Genomic DNA, 17,093 nt, shown 5'->3' with positions numbered 1-17,093 from the left:
GCCGGGATGCGGCCACGGCCGCCCCCGTCAGTTCGGGTAGACGGTGATCGGTGCCGCGAGCGGCCCGGGAGGCGTGAGCGCGAACGAGCTCGTCATCCCGTCGCCGGTGAGGCTGACGCTGCCGCGGAGGCCGTCCGCCCCGGTGACGCGGTAGCTTCCCGCCGGGAGCCGGACGTGCGCCCCGCCCTCGGCCGGGACCGCGAGCGTCACCGTGGCGCCGCCGGCGAGCGGCTCGAGCGAGACCGTGCGGTCGGAATCCCCTGCGTTGGCGATGTGGAGCGCCGCGGTGCCGCCGGTCGGCATGACCGCGAGCGTGTCCTTCTGCAGCGCCTGGGCCGAGGAGAACCACGCGAAGTCGCGGAGCTTCGCCCCGATGACCGACGTCCGCACCGCCGCGACCACCGGGACGCTGGAGTTGACGGTGATCGTGTAGCTGCCGTCTTTGAGGCGCTGCAGCGGGACCTCGGCGACCGTCCCGGCTTTGACCGTGGTGGCGTACGAGTCGCCTGCGGCGGTCCCGGCCTCCCCGACCGCGCCGATGGTGACCTGCGCGTCCGTGTCGCCGGGCACGAGGAGCCGCACGACCGGGTAATCGACGCCGACCCCCTCGGCGGACTGGGCCGCCTCGATCGCGGCCATCGAGCCGAGAGTGACGCCGGGGATGACCTGCTGACGCGACGGGGCGCCCGTCGCGCCGGCGATCTCCGCTCCGCGCGGCTGGATGCCGACCTCGTAGCTCTGCTGCATCGAAGCGACCACCTCGCCTCCGGTCGTGCGCACCCGGACGACGGGAGCGGCGGCCGACGGTGCGAGCCCGGCGAGCGGGACGACCTTCTGCGACCCGGCGGGTACCAGGATGCTGGCGGCGCCGGGCGCGCTCACCGCGCCGGTCTCGGTGTAGATGGACAGGTCGACGGTCGCATCCACCTCGCTCGGGTTGGACAGCAGCACGAGACTGGTCTGGCCGAGGGACGTGGACCCGGCGGCGAGCCAGGTGTCGGCGCTCGGCTCGGCGCAGGCCGCGGCGGTGAGGCCGGCGAGGTCCTGGGTGGCCGCGTTCTGGCTCTGCGCGCCGGCGAAGAGCGGCGGCGTCTTGGCGCCCTGCGGCGTGGTCACGGAGGCGAGCAGCGGCGCCTCATCCGGCGACGTGGTGTCGGCGTCGGGCTTGAGCGAGCGCGTGCGCACGTCGGCGCCGATCGCGTCGGTGGAGAACGACGGCTCCCCCACGGCGCTCGGCCGCGTCGCGGCTCCCGCGTCGGCGGCGAGCTCGAGCAGCGGCCCGGGGCAGACCCGCTGCTGGTCGGCCGGGACCGGCGTCACGGTCTGCGAGGGCGCACCGATCGCGAAGTCGGGCAGCGGGAGCAGCGTGGCGCCGGCGACGGCGACCACGGCGACGGCGACCCCGACGAGGCCTCCCGCGGTGCGGAAGCCGATGCGGGCCAGGCCTCTGCGGTCAGCCACGGTCGCCTCCCTCGAAGGTGCGTCGGGGTCGGATGATGGTCTCCTCCAGCCCGTCTTCGAGCGTCGTGGGGGCGGGCGGGGTGGTCACGCGCTCCGCCTCCGGCTCGAAGGGGCGGTCGTCGTGCGGCTCGGCGGTCGGCTCGGGAGGCTGCTCCGCAGCGGTGTACGTCTCGGGCTCCGCCTGCGTCTCCGCCTCCGGGTGGGTCTCCGCCTCCAAGTGGGTCGCGGAATCCGGGTAGGTCTCCGGGGCCGGCTCCGGCAGAGGCTCGGCTGCCGGCTCGGGCAGCTCGGCGGACTCGACGGCCGCTTCGTCCTCCGGTTCGGCCTCGTACTCGTCGATGCTCTCGGCGGCGACGCCGTCGGCGACCACGTCCGGCTCGTCGGGCTCGTCGTCGGGCTCGACCGCGAGCTCGTCGTCCTTCCTGCGGTGCGGGCGGCGCGCGGACAGTTCGGAGACGCGGTCGGCCGACCGGCTGGTGGGGATCGCGATGAGCAGCGTCACGCCGATCACCACGCCCTGGACGATGAGCACGATGACGCGCCAGATGCCGCCCGCGTCCGCCGGGATCCGCGCCGCGGCCGCGACCTCGGAGGTTCCGCTGTCGAAAGCCCACAGCCGGCCGTTGGCGGTGGCGCCGACCGAGCTGAGGACGGGGTTCGCATCCATCGCGACGGCGGCACGCGCACGGGTGGCCTCCGCCGCGGACGCGTCGGTGTCGCCGAGGGCTGCCGCCGACGGGGCGAGGAGGACGAAGTCGATGCCGAGCTTCTTCAGCTGCGTGGTCGCATCGTAGCCGCTGCGCGAGGCCAGGTTGCCGGCGAGCTGGGCGAGGTCCCGCTGCCCCTGCGTGAGGCTGCGCTCGGTGTCGGCCAGGGTCGACTGCCCGTTCAGCGTGCTGCCGCTGCCGCGGACCAGCTCGGCGCGGATGCCGCCGTCCGGTTGCGGGACGATGCGCAGCGTCCCGACGCGCGGCTGCGTCGCCGCCTTCGCCGTGACAACGGCCGGCATCGTGCGGCCGTCGCTCTCCGCCACCGCGGACGTGCCGTTCAGCGAGGCGATGCCGACCGGCACCGCGATGACGGCGAGGGTCACGATCGCGGCCCACGCGGGGTAGACCGCGGCGCGGCCGAGCGCGGAGAGCGCGAGCACCGCCGCGCCGACCAGGCCGATCCAGTACAGGCTGAGCGCGCTCCCCGGCCAGATCGGCACATCGGTCCCGCCGGTGACGGCGAGCTGCAGGTGCAGCGCCGCCACGGCCGTCAGGAACCCGGTCAGCGCCACCAGGAGCGCGACGATCGCCCGGACGGTGCCGCGCAGGAACAGCGCGAGGATGGCGAGCACCCCGAGCGGCGCGAGCAGGATCGGCACGACGATGTTGGCGGCGGTGGTCGGCAGAGCCAGGCTGGTGGCGAGCTGGTGCCAGCCGCCGAGCACGCCGTCGGGGAAGCCGAGCGCGAGCTGCCAGGCCGGGGTCTGCCGCGCATCCACCGGGACGCCCGGATCCGCCAGTACCGAGAGCCAGGCGCCGCGCGTCGCCTGCTGCCACACCTGCGGCGCGAAGAGCACGACCGCGGGAAGCGGGATGAGGACGATCCGGGCCGCTCGGCGACCGGCGAAGACGATCGCGGCGATCCAGGCGATGACGAGCGCGGGGATGAGGATGGGCGCGCACGCGACCGTGGCGGCCGCGAGCAGTGCCGTGGTGGCGCTGGCGGCCCAGGAGCGCCGTGCCGCGAGCCCCGCGAAGAACAGCCAGGGAAGCAGGATGTGCGCGAGGACCGCCGAGGGGCGACCGCCCTGCAGCGCGACCAGCAGCGTCGGCGCCAGCGCGTACGCGAGAGCACCGAACGCGCGGAGCGTGGCACGGGTGGTCAGCCGGGCGGCCGCGAGCCAGGCGCCGAGGGCGGCGAGAGGCACGGCGAGCACCCAGAGGAGCACGAGCGACAGCGACGGCTGCCAGAAGGTGACGGTCCCGAGAACGGCGAGCACCGCCGAGAAGGGGTCGGCCGCGCCGGTGAAGCCGAGCCCGACATCCCGCCAGCCGTAGCCGAGGCCGGCCCAGAGCTGGCCGACGGACGAGTCGAGCGGGAGGAGGCCGCCGCCTGTCAGTGCACCGGAGCCGACGAGCGGGAAGAACAGCGCGACGCCGATCAGTAGGGCGGCGAGCACCACCCAGCCGCCGCCGCTGCCGAAGAAGTCGAGGTCCTGCTTCTCGCCCTGCTGCCGCACGAGCGCGGCCTCGCGTTTCAGCGCGCGGGCGCGCCGCACCTCGGAGAACGGGATGCGCAGCGGTGCGACCGCCGCCCAGCCGACCTCCCGCGCGGACGCGAGCCTCCGGCGGGCGTTCCCGACGGCCATGCCGGAGAAGGCGACACGGAACGCCGCTCCCAGTTCGCCGCCGATCGAGCCCGGCTCCTTGCGCAGCAGCCGGACGAGGCCGCGGAGGATCGCCAGCGGCACAAGGGTCAGCCAGTGCAGCGGCACCGCCCAGCCGGGCGCGTAGACCATGCGTCGGTGCAGCTGCGCGCGGCGTCTCTCCCCCGAGAGCCGGCGGCGCACCGTCCACTTGGTCGACAGGTTGGGTCCGGCGACGCCGTCTCCGCCGAGCGCGACGCGAGCCTGGGCGACCAGGGTCACACGGAAGCCGGCGAGCCGGGCGCGCGTGCAGAAGTCGAGTCCGTCGTCCACCGTCGGGAGAGCCGGATCGAAGCCGTCGAGCCGCTCCCAGAGCGCCTGTCGGACGAGCATCCCGGCACTGGAGACCGCGAGCACGTCGCTGAGGCCGTCGTGCTGAGCCTGGTCGAGCTCGTTCTCGACCAGCGGCACGGAGGCGCCGAACGGCGTCATCGCCTCGCCGAACTCGCGGATGAAGGCCGGGTCCTCCGCATCCACCAGCTTCGGTCCGACGACGGCGACGGACGGGGAAACCTCGAGGGCGGCGAGCAGCGCCTCGAGCGCCTGCGGCTCCGGGGCGGTGTCGTGCGCGAGCAGCCACAGCAGCTGGTCGGGACCTGCCGCGGTCGGCAGCACACGGACGGCCGTGGCGACGGCCTGCCCGAACGGCAGCTTCTCGGAGACGGAGATCAGCTGGGTGGGCTGCGCCTCGGACAGCAGCCGGGTGGCGTCGTCGGCTGTCGCACAGTCGACGGCGATCACGGCGTCCGGTCGACGGGTCTGGTCCGCGAGGGCGTCGAGAGTGCGCTGCAGGCGGGGGCCGCCGCTGTGGGCGACGACGATGGCGGTGACTCTCGGATACATCGGGAGTCAGCCTAGGTTGGGGGCGCGCCGTTTCCGTCTTTGTGCCGGGCGCGGCGCGGATCCTGGGAGGGGGCTGCGGGTCTGCTCAGCCCGCGTCAGCCGGCGCGCTTGCGGAGCTTGCGGCGCTCGCGCTCGGAGAGGCCGCCCCAGATGCCGAAGCGCTCGTCGTTCGCGAGGGCGTACTCGAGGCACTGAGCCCGCACCTCGCACGAGGTGCAGATGCGCTTCGCGTCGCGGGTCGACCCGCCCTTCTCCGGGAAGAAGGCCTCCGGGTCCGTCTGGGCGCAGAGCGCATCCGTCTGCCACGACAGCGGGTTGTCGTCGTCGACCTCCGCCGCCCGCACGCCGGGAACCCCGAGCTTGACCGGGTCGATGAACCAGTCGTCGGGTACCCCAGAACGATATTCAGGAACTGGCATATCGGTCTCCCCACCCATCAACTGCTGAAACACGAGATTCCCGTGTAGCTCTAATTACACCGTTGTCATTCGCTCACGTCAAGCCGCGAATCGTAAAGCCTTGACCGCAGGTCGAGAGTTCACGACGCGCCGGAGAACGACAACAATCCCGACACGCCCGGGTCGGACGGGCGAGTCGGGAGGGTGTCAGGACGCCGCCTGGCGGGCTTCCCAGGCGCTGCGCACCATCTCGTCGAGCGTGTGACGCATCTTCCAGTCGAGATCGCGGGCTGCGAGCTCTCCCGATGCCACGATCCTCGCCGGGTCCCCGGGCCGTCGAGGCCCCACTTCTGGGGTGAAGGCGATTCCGGTCACCTCGGCCACGGTCGACATGATCTGACCCACCGAGACGCCGTCGCCGCTGCCCAGGTTGTAGACGGGCTCGATCGGTTCGCCCGCATCCAGCCGCTTCGCCGCCGCCACGTGCGACACCGCGAGGTCGGCCACGTGGATGTAGTCGCGCACGCAGGTGCCGTCGGGCGTCGGGTAGTCGTCGCCGTTGACACGCGGGGTCCGCCCCTCGACGAGCGCGTCGAAGACGAGCGGGAAGAGGTTGTGCGGGCTGGTATCGCGCAGACCCGGGTCGCCGGAGCCGACGACGTTGAAGTAGCGGAGGGAGGTGTGGCGGAGTCCGGCCGCCACGCCCTGGTCGCGGAGCAGCCACTCCCCTATGAGCTTCGACTCGCCGTACGGGGACTCCGGGTTCTTCGCCGTCGCCTCGGTGACGATGTCGACATCCGGCGTGCCGTACACGGCCGCCGACGAGCTGAACACGATCGCGTCGACACCGGCGTCCTGCATCGCCGCGAGCAGCACGGCGGTCGCCGTGACGTTCTGCTCGTACGTGTGCAGCGGCCGCTGAACCGAGACGCCCGCGTACTTGAACCCGGCGACGTGCACGACGCCGCTGATCGTGTTCTCGGCGAAGATCGTGGCCAGCAGCTCGCCGTCGAGGATGGTGCCGCGGTAGAACGGGACCCCCGCCGGCACGAACTCCGCGTGGCCGCTCGACAGGTCGTCCACGACGACGACGTCAATCCCCTGCTCCCGGAACGCGCGCACCACGTGCGCCCCGATGTAGCCTGCTCCTCCGGTCACCAACCACGCCACGGGCGGTCCTCCTGCTGCTCGATGGAGCTTCCCACCCTAGCGGGCGGCGGAGGACGTCAGACGAACGCCGCCTGGCCGGTGATCGCCCGGCCGACGATGAGCGTGTTCATCTCGCGCGTGCCCTCATAGGAGTAGAGCGCCTCGGCGTCGGCGAAGAAGCGGGCGACGTCGTAGTCGAGCACGATGCCGTTGCCGCCGAGCGCCTCCCGGCACCAGGCGACGGTCTCGCGCATCTTCGCGGTCGCGAACGCCTTCGCCAGCGCCGAGTGCTCGTCGCGCTGCTCACCGGCGTCCAGCATCTCGGAGACGCGCGTGCACAGGCCGATGGAGGCGGTGATGTTGCCGAGCGACTTCACCAGCAGGTCCTGGATCAGCTGGTGGCCGGCGATCGGCTTGCCGAACTGGACGCGCTCGTTCGTGTAGCGCAGCGCCGCCTCGTACGCGCCGACCGCGACGCCGACGGCCGCCCAGGCGACCTCTGCGCGGGTGAGGCGGAGGACGCGGGCCGTGTCCTTGAAGCTGTTCGCGTTCTGCAGCCGCAACGCCTCCGGCACCACCACGTTCTCGAGCGTGATGTCGGCGTTCTGGACGATCCGCAGCGACTGCTTGCCCTCGATCTTCGTGGCCGTGTAGCCGGGCGTGGAGGTGGGGACGATGAAGCCCTTCACCTGGCCGTCCTCCGCGCTCTTGGCCCAGATGACGGTGATGTCGCTGAAGGTCGCGTTCCCGATCCAGCGCTTCGAGCCGTTCAGGATCCAGTTGTCGCCGTCGCGTGTCGCTACGGTCTTCAGGCCCTGCGCCGAGTCGGAGCCGGAAGTCGGCTCGGTCAGGCCGAAGGCGCCGAGCACCTCGCCGCTCGCCAGCTTCGGCAGCCACTCCGCACGCTGCTCCTCCGACCCGCAGACGCCGATGGCGCCGAGGGCGAGGCCGTTCTGCACTCCCACGTAGGTGCTGACGGAGGCGTCGATGCGCGCGAGCTCGAGGGCGACCCAGCCGCGGAACACGGCCGAGTTCTCGAACGGTGCGGTCTCCGCGAACCCGAGGCCTACGGCGCCGCTGCTGTGCAGCACGTCGATGATCTGGTGCGGGAACTCCGCCTTCTCCCAGAACTCGTTGACGATCGGCTTGACCTCCGACTCGAGCCGCGCGCGAAGAGTCGCGATGAACTCCTTCTCGCGATCGGTCAGCAGGTTCTCGAAGCCGTAGAAGTCGCCGGCGATGGTCTCGAAGGGCATGTGCGCTCCCGTGCGTCCACAGTGTTGGTCTGGCCCCGCCAGCCTAGGGATGCGGCGCTGCCGCGCAAAAGCGATTGGTAGTTTGGTCCAACGGAACGAAAGGGATGAGGACGCATGTTTGTGCCCATCGGCAACACCCCGCGCGACTACGCCTGGGGGTCCACCACCGCGATCGCCGGACTCCTCGGCACCGAGCCGAGCGGCGGACCGGAGGCGGAGCTGTGGCTGGGCGCCCATCCCGGCTCGCCCGCGCGCGTCCTCGACCCCGCTCTGACCGGCGGCGCCCCCGACCTGGCCGCGTGGCAGCCCACGCACGACCTCCCCTACCTGCTCAAGGTGCTCGCCGCGGACGGTCCCCTCTCCCTGCAGGCGCACCCGTCGCCGGAGCAGGCGCGGGCCGGGTTCGAGCGCGAGAACGCGGCGGGGCTCGCCGCCGACTCCCCCGACCGCAACTACAAGGACCCGTTCCACAAGCCGGAGCTGATCTTCGCGCTGAGCGACCCGTTCGAGGCGCTGTGCGGCTTCCGCGATCCCGCCGAGAGCCGGGACGCTCTGCTGCGCCTGGCCGCAGCCGCCCCGGGCGGAGCGGTGCTGTCGGGCTTCGCCCGCACGCTGGAGGGCGAGCCGGGCGAGGTGCTCCGCCGGGCGACAGAGTGGATCCTCGGCGACGACACCGAGGTCGACCTGCTGGTGACCGAAGTGGTCGCCGCGGCGCAGAAGCTCCCGGACGACCGCGACGCCGACACGGTCCGGATGCTGCACGCCGCGTTCCCCGGCGACCCCGGAATCGTCCTCGCGCTGCTGCTCAACCGCGCGACCCTGCGACCGGGTCAGGTACTCTACCTGCCTGCGGGCAACATCCACGCCTACCTGCGCGGCCTCGGCATCGAGCTGATGGCGGCCTCCGACAACGTGCTCCGCGGCGGGCTCACCCGTAAGCGCATCGACGTGCCGGAGCTCGTCTCCGTCCTCGACTTCACCCCGATCCAGGCGACTCCACTCGCACCGGAGCACCCCGCGCCCGGCGTCGAGGTGTTCCGGCCCGACGTCCCCGACTTCCGCCTCACGCGCGTCGAGGTCGGCGGCGAAGCGGCGTCGGCCGGACTGCCGCTCGACGGTCCGGCGATCGTGCTGTGCACCGAGGGGACGCTGGAGCTGCGCGGCCGCACGGGATCGTTCACCGTGCACCGCGGCGAGTCGGTGCTGGTCACACCGGACGAGGGCCCGCTCGAGGTGGCCTCCGGCACCGGCACGCTGTTCGTGGCGACGCCCAACCGGTGAGCTATCCTTCGGGGGTGACGAGCCCGAGCCCCGTGCTGAACGACCGCGTGCGCGCCGCGCGGACCGCCACGGGGACGGGCGAGGCCGTGCTGGCGGCGTTCATCCTGTTCACGCTCTTCGCCGGGGACTTCTGGCGCAACCTGATCAGCTGGCCGGGCTACTTCGCGCTGGCCGGCGTGCTCGCCGTTGTGAGCGCCGTGCTGGTGGTCCGCTCGCGTCCGTCGTTCCGATGGCGCAGCACCCCGAAGACGCTCGTGCTGTTCCTGGCGCTGGCGATCGTCTCCATCGCCTGGTCCGCCTACCCCGGCGCCAGCGCGCTCGGCGTGCTCGCGACGCTCGCGACGACCATCGGCGGCCTCTTCCTCGGCCTGCGCCTCGGCTGGTCGGGCCTGCTCAGCGCGCTCGGGAACGCCTTCCGCTGGATCCTCGGCCTCTCGCTGCTGTTCGAGCTCGTCGTCGCCGTGTTCGTCCGGCGGCCGGTTCTCCCGCTGACCCCCGCTCAGCCGGTGCCGAGCGGCAAGCTCCCCCAGGCGTTCTTCTGGAGCCGGGACCTGCTCTTCCACGGCGGCCCGATCCAGGGCATCGTCGGCAACAGCAACCTGCTTGCGATGATCGCGCTGCTGTCGCTCGTCGTCTTCGGCATCCAGCTCGCCGACCGCACGGTGCGCCGCGGGTCCGCTTTCTCATGGCTCGTCGTCGCCGCCCTGACCCTCGCGCTCACCCGCTCGGCGACCGTGATCGCCGCAGCGATCGTCACCGCGGTCGTACTCGGTTTCGCCCTGTGGGCACGCCGGGCCGGCCTGCACAGCCGCACGCCCGTCTACGTCGTCGGGCTCGCCGCCGTCGCTGCCGTGATCGTGCTGGTGTCGGTGTTCGCCTCCCGCATCCCCGCCCTCTTCGGCAAGAGCGAGGACCTGACCGGCCGCCTCGACATCTGGAAGGCCGTCACCGGGCTCGCCGAGCAGCGGCCGGCGTTCGGCTGGGGCTGGGTCAGCTACTGGGCGCCGTGGGTGAAGCCCTTCGACGGACTGGCGACCCGCAACGGCGTCGAGTACCTGCAGGCGCACAACGCCTGGCTCGACGTGTGGCTGCAGCTGGGCATCGCCGGGCTCGTGGTGTTCATCCTCGTGGTGCTGACGACCTTCGGCCGGTCCTGGTTCCTCGCCGTCGACCGCGTGCGCAGGGGCGTGAACGACGTGCAGCCGTACCGGGCGATCGCCCTGCTCCCCCTGCTGCTCATGGCCGCCCTGATCGCGCAGAGCTTCGCCGAGAGCCGCATCCTCATCGAGGGCGGGTGGGCGCTGCTCGTCGCGCTCTGCGTCGCGACCAAGCAGACGGCCCCCTGACCGACCCGTAGGCTGTCAGCATGGCAACGCCCCCTCGGACCCTGGTGCCGCCCGCGGTCACCGAGTTCCTGGGGTCCGCCCGCTTCACGTCCACCCTCGCGCTGCTCGCGGTCGTGGTCGGGTTCTCCACCCACGCGATCCGCGCCCTCATCGGGTGGCCGGGGCTGATCGGCGCCCTCGGCGTGCTCGTCGTCCTGGCCGCGCTGTCGTTCGCGGCGCAGTGGCGGCTCATCGAGTGGCACGGGCTGCTTCCCGTCTCGGCGCTGCTGTTCGTCGGGTGGTGCGCCCTCTCACTGCTCTGGAGCCAGTACCAGTGGGCGACGCTGGCCGGGGTGATTTACCAGCTGATCTTCGCCTTCCTCGCGGTGTACATCGCCCTGGTGCGGGACGCCATCCAGATCGTCCGGGTGGTGGGCGACGCCCTGCGCTTCCTGCTCACCCTGTCGCTCTCGCTCGAGGTGCTCAGCGGCCTGCTGCTGGACGCACCGATCAAGTTCCTCGGCATCCAGGGCAACATCGCGCTCGGCGGCCCCATCCAGGGCCTGTTCGGCACCCGCAACCAGCTGAGCATCGTCGCGCTGATCGCGTTCGTCACCTTCCTGGTCGAGCTGCGGACACGGTCGGTGCGGCCCCCGATCGCCGCGTACTCGATCACGCTCGCCGTGCTCTGCATCCTGCTCGCGCACTCCCCCGTCATCGCGGCCGTCTCGGTCGTGGTCGGCCTCGCCACCCTCGCGCTGTACCTGCTGCGCAAGGTGCCGGCGAACCAGCGGCCGTACTTCCAGTGGGGGCTCGCGATCTTCACGGTCGCGGTGCTGGTGACCGCGTACATCTACCGGACGCGCGTGATCGACCTGCTGAACGCCCGGGCCGACTTCCAGGTCCGCTACCAGCTGTGGATCCAGATCTGGGAGCTCATCCCGGTGCAGCAGACGGTCGGCTGGGGCTGGGTGGGATCCTGGCCCACCGACCTGTACCCGTTCACCGCCATCCAGGATGCGACCGGGGTCTACCACGCGGACGGCCTGAACGCCTACCTCGACGTCTACCTGCAGGTCGGCGTGATCGGCCTGCTGCTCTTCGTCGCCCTCATCGCGCTGGCGTTCAGCCGCTCCTGGCTGCTCGCCTCCAACCGCCGCAGCGTCGTCTACGCCTGGGCGCCGCTGGTGCTCGTCGCCCTGCTGGTGACCAGCGTCTTCGAGAGCTCGATCCTCGTGGAGGCAGGCTGGATGCTGCTGGTGATCTGCACGGTCAAGGCGTCCCAGGGCATGAGCTGGCGGCTGCGGCTGCCGCATCGCGACGCGAGCTGACTCAGCCGATCCAGGTCATGATGTTCCACCCCGAACCGATCTGGCGAGGAGTGCCCCATCCCGACCGCCCGTTGCCGGGGTAGAGCACTAGCGCACCGGTCGAGGTGCGGCCGAGGACATCGTCGTGCCCGTCGCCGTCGACGTCCCCCGGCGACACGATCGCCGTGATCGCGTTCCACCCGGTGCCGACCACGGCCGGCGGCTTCCACCCGGACGGCGTGTGGGCGTAGAGCCAGAGCCGTCCGGAACCGTCGCGGGCCAGCAGGTCGGGCTTGCCGTCGCCGTCGAAATCGGCGATCCCGACAATGGCCGTCATGCCGCCCCAGCCCGAGCCGATGGCCGACCGGGCCAGCCAGCCGCCACGGCCGTCACCCGGGTACAGCCAGAGGGTGCCGGCGGCGTCGGTCGCGAGGACATCCATCGCGCCGTCGCCGGAGAAATCGCGTGCCGCGACGATCGACCGCATTCCGCCCCATCCGGAGCCGACCTGGCGGCGCGGCAACCATCCACTCGCACCATCGCCCGGGTACAGCCACAGAAGGCCGGAAGCGTCCCTCGCGAGGACGTCGTTGCGTCCGTCGCCGTCGAAATCGCCTGGCGACAGCACGGTCATGGTCCCCCACCCGCTGCCGACCTGGCTCGACGGGGGCGAGAGCCAGCCGCCGCTGCCGTCCCCTCGGTACAGGAACAGCGCCCCACTCGTCGACCGGGCGAGGACGTCGCTCTTGCTGTCGGAGTTGAAGTCGTTCTGCACGGGGGCGGCGGCCGGCACCGCCGGCCCTCCGAGCGCCCGCACACCATTCGGCGTTCCGAGCCCGGTCGGTCCGTCATAACCCGGCGCGGCGGTGCAGAGGTAGGCCGCGGGGCATCCAGTGCCATTGCTGCCCTGTACGACATCGTTCAGGGCTTCCGGATGCTCGTAGGGGTACGCCGCCGGGTACGTGCCGGCCGCCGGAGTTCCCGCCAGGGCGTACATGGCTGCTACAAGCGGGGCGGCGACGCTCGTGCCGCCGAAGACCTGCCAGGCGGAGGAATAAGGAGCGCTCGTCGTCGGCCCGTAGCCGGCGACTCCGGTGGCCGGGTCCGCGACCGCTGCGATGTCGGCCACGGTCTTCCCGACACACCCCGTGTCCGTCTGCCACGTCGGCTTGACGCTGTACGAGCTGCACCCGCTCCCCGAGCCGCTCCACGCGGTCTCCGTCCAGCCTCGCCCTGTAGCGGCCGGGGACAACGTGGTCCCCCCGACCGCTGTGACGAAACGAGAGCTGGCCGGGAACTGCGCCCCGTATCCGGAGTCGCCGCTCGCCGCCGTGATCACGACGCCCGGGTGGTCGTAGTAAGCGTCGTACGGACTGAAATCCCAGCCCGCGTCGAGGATGCCGTACGAGTTCGAGACGTATCGTGCACCCAGCTGCACCGCGGTATTCGCGGCCGCGCCGAGGTTCGTCGCGGAAGCGTCTTCGGCCTCCACGAGCAGGATCCGGCAAGCGGGACAGGCCGCGCTCACCATCTCGATGTCGATGGCCGTCTCAGGTCCCCATGAGTGCTGGGGATCGACCGAGGGATAGGAAGTTCCTCCGCGCTGGTCGACCTTGCGGAAGCAGCCGCTGGCGCTGGTACAGGCCGGCAGGCCGAATCGGGACCGGTAGGCGGCGAGGTCCGTTTCGGCGGTCGGTAGATCGTAGGCGTCGATCACCGCGACCGTTGCGCCCTGGCTCGCTGCGGCAGGAAGGGCGTAAGCCTGCTGCAACTGCGCCGGTGAGTAACCCGCTGGGAGTTGCCCGGCCATCGGCGTCGCAACACCCTCCACGACTTCTGCGAAGCAGGCCGCGTGGTCAGGCCTCGGCGTCGAGCAGGTGCGACGATGCGGGTGCCCTGCGATACGCGGATCGGCGCTCGGCCCTGCGTCCTGCTTCACGGCCCGGACCGGGGCGGACGCATCCGCAGGGACGGACCCCGCCGTTACGGACAACATCGCCACGACAACCAGCACCGCTGTCGACACCGCCGCACCCTTCGGCACAGGCCACCTCCTCGTTTCGGCGTCACCGTATCAGTTGCTGAAGCCGTAACCGGTGCGACGCCCGGCGAACATCGCCAGGTGTGGCGGAACGAGCTGTCGACCCTCGGCAGATAACATCAGACGAGCGACGGCGGCCTCATCCCGGCCCGAGGTGGCCGCGCTGCAGCTGAAGCGGGAGGCCTCCGTGCCGCAGAACAGAATCGTCAGTCCCTTCGCGATCGCGGTCGCGATCGCGACTACGTTCGCCTGCCTCGGGGCGATCCCTGCCGGCGCCGCCGAGAGGCCCGCGGCCGTGAACTCTCCGTCGCCCGCTCCCACTCCGGGCGCGACGACCCCTGTCGCCGACCCCGCGTCACCCTCCCCGACGGCGTCTCCGAAACCCTCTCCGTCTCCGACGGGGACACCGGCCATCACCGGGGACGACCCGGACCTGGCCACGCAGACGCGTGCGGGGAATCACTCGATGGGCTCCACCATCGAGGCCTACGACCAAGCATCGCGGACTGTGGCGCCGCGATCGCTCGTCGCCACCCCGAGTGTCTCCCCGCCCGGGGTCCCCGGGCTCGATGTCTCGGGCTGGCAGACGAACGTCGATTGGGCACAGGTCGCTGCGAACGGAGCCAAGTTCGCGTATGTCAAGGCGACGGAGAGCATCGATTACACCAGCAGCCGCTTTCCCAGTCAGTACAACGGGGCGTACAACGCCGGCCTGATCCGCGGCGCCTACCACTTCGCCGTCCCGAACAAGAGTTCCGGCGCGGTGCAAGCCAACTTCTTCATGAACAACGGGGGAGGTTGGACGCAGGACGGGCGGACTCTGCCGCCTCTACTCGACATCGAGTACAACCCGTACACGGCGACCGACGACACCGACACCTGCTACGGGCTCGACCCGGGGCAGATGGTGTCCTGGATCGCCGACTTCTCCAACACGATCTACCAGCGGACCGGGCGACTCCCCGCCATCTACTCGACCACGGGCTGGTGGACCCAGTGCACCGGCAACAGCGCGGCGTTCGGAACCAATCCGCTGTTCATCGCCCGCTACCCCAGCAACATCGCGAACGGCCCAGGCACTCTCCCGGGCGGGTGGAACAGCTACACCATGTGGCAGTACGCCAGTTCCGGAATCTTCCCCGGAGACCAAGACGTCTTCAACGGCAGCCTTGCCACTCTCCAGCAGTTCGCCTTCACCGGTCGCGCGCTCGCGCAGCCGGTGATCGGGACCGGCGACCTCAACGGGGACGGCAAGCCCGACCTCCTGGCGCGGCGGCCGGACGGAACTCTCTGGTTCTACGCGGGACAGGGGGCGGCGGGCGGATCCGTCGGCTACGCCGCGGGGGTGCAGGTGGGCACGCAGTGGGGCGTCTTCGACGACCTCCTGATGCCCGGCGACATCACCGGCGACGGGGTGCCCGACCTGCTGGCGAGGAAGACCAACGGGACGATCCTGGTCTACCCGATCTCACCGACGGGCGACGGGGGTATCTCGATCGGGAGCTCCCTCGTGCTCAGCTCCGGCTGGGATGCGTTCACGGACGTCATCGCCGCGGGCGATGTCAACGGAGACAGGCTCCCCGACGTCCTCGGCCGCAGGCCCGACGGAACGCTGTGGCTGTACGCCGGGACCGGCAAGGTCGACGGCTCGAGCACCGGCTTCCAGGCGGGCAGGCAGATCGGCACCTCGTGGAACATCTTCACCCAGGTCATCGGCATCGGCGACCTGGACAAGGATGGCTGGGACGATCTCCTCGGTATCCGCCTCGACGGGTCGGTGTGGTACTACCGCGGGTCCGCCTCCGGGTACCAGCCGGGGGCTCGTGCGAGTGCGAACGGGGTGGTGGCAGGCGATCTGCTGATCGCGGCCGGTGACGCGAACGGCGACGGTCGGCCCGACCTCCTCACCCGGAGTTCGTCCGGGGCTCTCAAGTTCTCCGCCGGGGCGATGCTGACCCAGCCGGCGTTCGGGTCGGCCCAGACCGTCGGTTCGGGCTGGGGCGTCTTCAACCGCGTCATCGGAGCCGGTGACGTCACCGGCGACGGCGCGCCGGACATCGTGGCCACCACCACCGACGGCAATCTGTATCTCTACTCCGGCAACGGCTCGACGGGTGGCGTCAACAAGAGCTACCGGGCCGGCATCCGCATCGGCTGGGGTTGGACGGGTTTCACCAGAGTTCTCAACGCCGGCGACTTCACCGGGGACGGACGCCCGGACCTGCTCGCCGTCCGAACCGACGGCAGCCTGTGGTTGTACCCCAGCACCGGCGTCGTGAACCCGACGACACCGTCCACCTATTCGAGCGGCATCCGGATCGGGACGACGGGCTGGACGGACTTCACGATGCTTGCTGCCGCTGACTTCAACGGCGACGGCATGCCCGACGTCCTCGCCACCCGGGCGGACGGTACCGCGGTGTTGTATCCCGGCGTCCGACAGACCCCGTCATCGACATCGTGGCTCGGAGCACCGGTGTCGGTGGGGCCCGGATGGAACGTGTACTCGGCGATCGTCTCGACGGGCGACTCGAACGGCGACGGACGCCCCGACGTGATCGCGACGCGACCCGACGGCACCCTGTGGATACTGGCGGGTACGGGAGCGAGCTCCGGCCCGCTGTTCTCGGCCGGCGCGGTCATCGGATCCGGCTGGAACATCTTCAGCTCGGTCACCGGGACGGGCGACAGGAGCACAGGACGGACGGGCGACCTCCTGGGGGTCCGCACCGACGGCGCTCTGCTCTACTACCCGAGTACGAACGTCGCTGCTGTCGCGAACGTGCCAGGGTACGCGACGACCGTGGTCGCCGGCTCGGGCTGGAACATCTTCGGCTGAGCCCGCGCCGCGCGGGCTCAGCGTGTCGCGACGTCCCAGTCGCTGAACGCCACGCCGACCTCCGTGGAGGCGAGCGCCAGAAGGTCGTCCCGGCTGAAGGGGCCCTCGTAGAGCTCCGTCACCCGCTCCACGAGCGCCGGCTCCACTCCCGCACGCTCCATCCCGATCGCGTTCGCCCCGCGGACGCGGGCAGGGTTGCCGAACGCCTTCGCCCACGGCGGCACGTCGGCCACGACGACGGACCCCATCCCGACCATCGCACCGTTACCGACGACGCGCCTTTGGTGCACCGACGCGCCGAGCCCCAGGTTGGCGCCGTCGCCCAGCCGGACGTGCCCAGCGAGCAGAACGCTGGAGGCGAGAGTGACGCCGTCCCCGATCGTGCAGTCGTGCGCGATGTACACCTGATTCATGACGAAGCAGTCGTCGCCAAGCACCGTCCGGTCGTGCCAGCCCTGATGGATCTGGGCGTACTCGCGCACCACATTGCGATTGCCGATGACGATCCCGTTGCCGCTGCTCCTCTCGGTGGCCGAGGGCGGATGCGGCCAGCTGCGCACCTCCGGAGGGGCGCCGATCACCACCCCCGCACCGAACCAATTCCCGTCGCCGATCTCCAGCGGCCCGGTGAGGACTGCGAACGGTCCGACCGTGTTCCCGGCGCCCAGGACGACGTCGTCTCCGACGATCGCCGTGGGGTGGATGGAGTTCTCTCCGGGGGTCACGACTGGCACCTTCCGGTCGGAGTAACGAGGTAAGGTAAGGGCGCGCACA

11 protein-coding genes are annotated in these 17,093 nt (G+C 71.3%); 4 read left to right on the top strand and 7 right to left on the bottom strand.

Features of this window, described 5'->3' with window-relative positions:
• Positions 1–27: 27 nt before the first annotated feature.
• From P5G59_RS14790 to P5G59_RS14770, 5 genes are all read right to left on the bottom strand, one after another.
• Positions 28–1,461, bottom strand: coding sequence for a DUF5719 family protein (locus P5G59_RS14790; RefSeq protein ID WP_301219761.1), 1,434 nt, complete (start codon positions 1,459–1,461; stop codon positions 28–30).
• Entirely contained in the window at positions 1,454–4,720 is a 3,267-nt protein-coding gene (locus P5G59_RS14785; protein WP_301219760.1) for a glycosyltransferase, read from the bottom strand. Before P5G59_RS14785 ends, P5G59_RS14790 begins: the two co-directional genes overlap by 8 nt.
• A 95-nt stretch (positions 4,721–4,815) precedes the next feature.
• Positions 4,816–5,139, bottom strand: a complete 324-nt coding sequence (locus tag P5G59_RS14780) for a WhiB family transcriptional regulator (protein ID WP_301219759.1) — start codon at positions 5,137–5,139, stop codon at positions 4,816–4,818.
• Between the two features lie 186 nt (positions 5,140–5,325).
• Positions 5,326–6,288, bottom strand: coding sequence for a UDP-glucose 4-epimerase GalE (gene galE, locus P5G59_RS14775; RefSeq protein WP_301219758.1), 963 nt, complete (start codon positions 6,286–6,288; stop codon positions 5,326–5,328).
• A 56-nt stretch (positions 6,289–6,344) separates the two neighbouring features.
• Positions 6,345–7,523, bottom strand: coding sequence for an acyl-CoA dehydrogenase family protein (locus tag P5G59_RS14770; protein ID WP_301219757.1), 1,179 nt, complete (start codon positions 7,521–7,523; stop codon positions 6,345–6,347).
• A 114-nt stretch (positions 7,524–7,637) separates the two neighbouring features.
• Here P5G59_RS14770 and manA point away from each other — a divergent pair, with 114 nt between their 5' ends.
• Genes manA through P5G59_RS14755 form a run of 3 tightly spaced genes read left to right on the top strand, consistent with a single transcriptional unit; the run spans position 7,638 to position 11,460 of the window.
• Positions 7,638–8,804: a mannose-6-phosphate isomerase, class I gene (gene manA, locus P5G59_RS14765; RefSeq protein WP_301219756.1), complete on the top strand. Its 1,167-nt coding sequence runs from the start codon at positions 7,638–7,640 to the stop codon at positions 8,802–8,804.
• A gap of 14 nt (positions 8,805–8,818) precedes the next feature.
• Positions 8,819–10,150: an O-antigen ligase family protein gene (locus P5G59_RS14760; protein WP_301219755.1), complete on the top strand. Its 1,332-nt coding sequence runs from the start codon at positions 8,819–8,821 to the stop codon at positions 10,148–10,150.
• Between the two features lie 20 nt (positions 10,151–10,170).
• Positions 10,171–11,460, top strand: a complete 1,290-nt coding sequence (locus tag P5G59_RS14755) for an O-antigen ligase family protein (protein ID WP_301219754.1) — start codon at positions 10,171–10,173, stop codon at positions 11,458–11,460.
• A gap of 1 nt (position 11,461) precedes the next feature.
• On the opposite strand, the gene P5G59_RS14750 is transcribed toward P5G59_RS14755, so the two are convergent.
• Positions 11,462–12,970: an FG-GAP-like repeat-containing protein gene (locus P5G59_RS14750; protein WP_301219753.1), complete on the bottom strand. Its 1,509-nt coding sequence runs from the start codon at positions 12,968–12,970 to the stop codon at positions 11,462–11,464.
• A gap of 976 nt (positions 12,971–13,946) precedes the next feature.
• Here P5G59_RS14750 and P5G59_RS14745 point away from each other — a divergent pair.
• Positions 13,947–16,319, top strand: a complete 2,373-nt coding sequence (locus tag P5G59_RS14745; RefSeq protein WP_301219752.1) for a GH25 family lysozyme — start codon at positions 13,947–13,949, stop codon at positions 16,317–16,319.
• A gap of 17 nt (positions 16,320–16,336) precedes the next feature.
• On the opposite strand, the gene P5G59_RS14740 is transcribed toward P5G59_RS14745, so the two are convergent.
• Positions 16,337–17,044, bottom strand: coding sequence for an LbetaH domain-containing protein (locus P5G59_RS14740; RefSeq protein ID WP_301219751.1), 708 nt, complete (start codon positions 17,042–17,044; stop codon positions 16,337–16,339).
• Positions 17,045–17,093: the final 49 nt, after the last annotated feature.

The sequence above is a fragment of the Leifsonia virtsii genome (assembly GCF_030433675.1).
GTDB classification, from domain to species: Bacteria; Actinomycetota; Actinomycetes; order Actinomycetales; family Microbacteriaceae; genus Leifsonia; species Leifsonia virtsii.
The sequence above is the reverse complement of the archived record's forward strand: the minus strand, read 5'-3'. Positions and strand labels throughout refer to the sequence as shown.

Coding starts and splice junctions, on each gene's coding strand:
- P5G59_RS14755 (WP_301219754.1), top strand. CDS start 10,171: ATGGCAACGCCCCCTCGGACCCTGGTGCCGCCCGCGGTCACCGAGTTC.
- P5G59_RS14770 (WP_301219757.1), bottom strand. CDS start 7,523: ATGCCCTTCGAGACCATCGCCGGCGACTTCTACGGCTTCGAGAACCTG.
- P5G59_RS14780 (WP_301219759.1), bottom strand. CDS start 5,139: ATGCCAGTTCCTGAATATCGTTCTGGGGTACCCGACGACTGGTTCATC.
- P5G59_RS14750 (WP_301219753.1), bottom strand. CDS start 12,970: ATGGTGAGCGCGGCCTGTCCCGCTTGCCGGATCCTGCTCGTGGAGGCC.
- manA (WP_301219756.1), top strand. CDS start 7,638: ATGTTTGTGCCCATCGGCAACACCCCGCGCGACTACGCCTGGGGGTCC.
- P5G59_RS14745 (WP_301219752.1), top strand. CDS start 13,947: ATGGGCTCCACCATCGAGGCCTACGACCAAGCATCGCGGACTGTGGCG.
- P5G59_RS14785 (WP_301219760.1), bottom strand. CDS start 4,720: ATGTATCCGAGAGTCACCGCCATCGTCGTCGCCCACAGCGGCGGCCCC.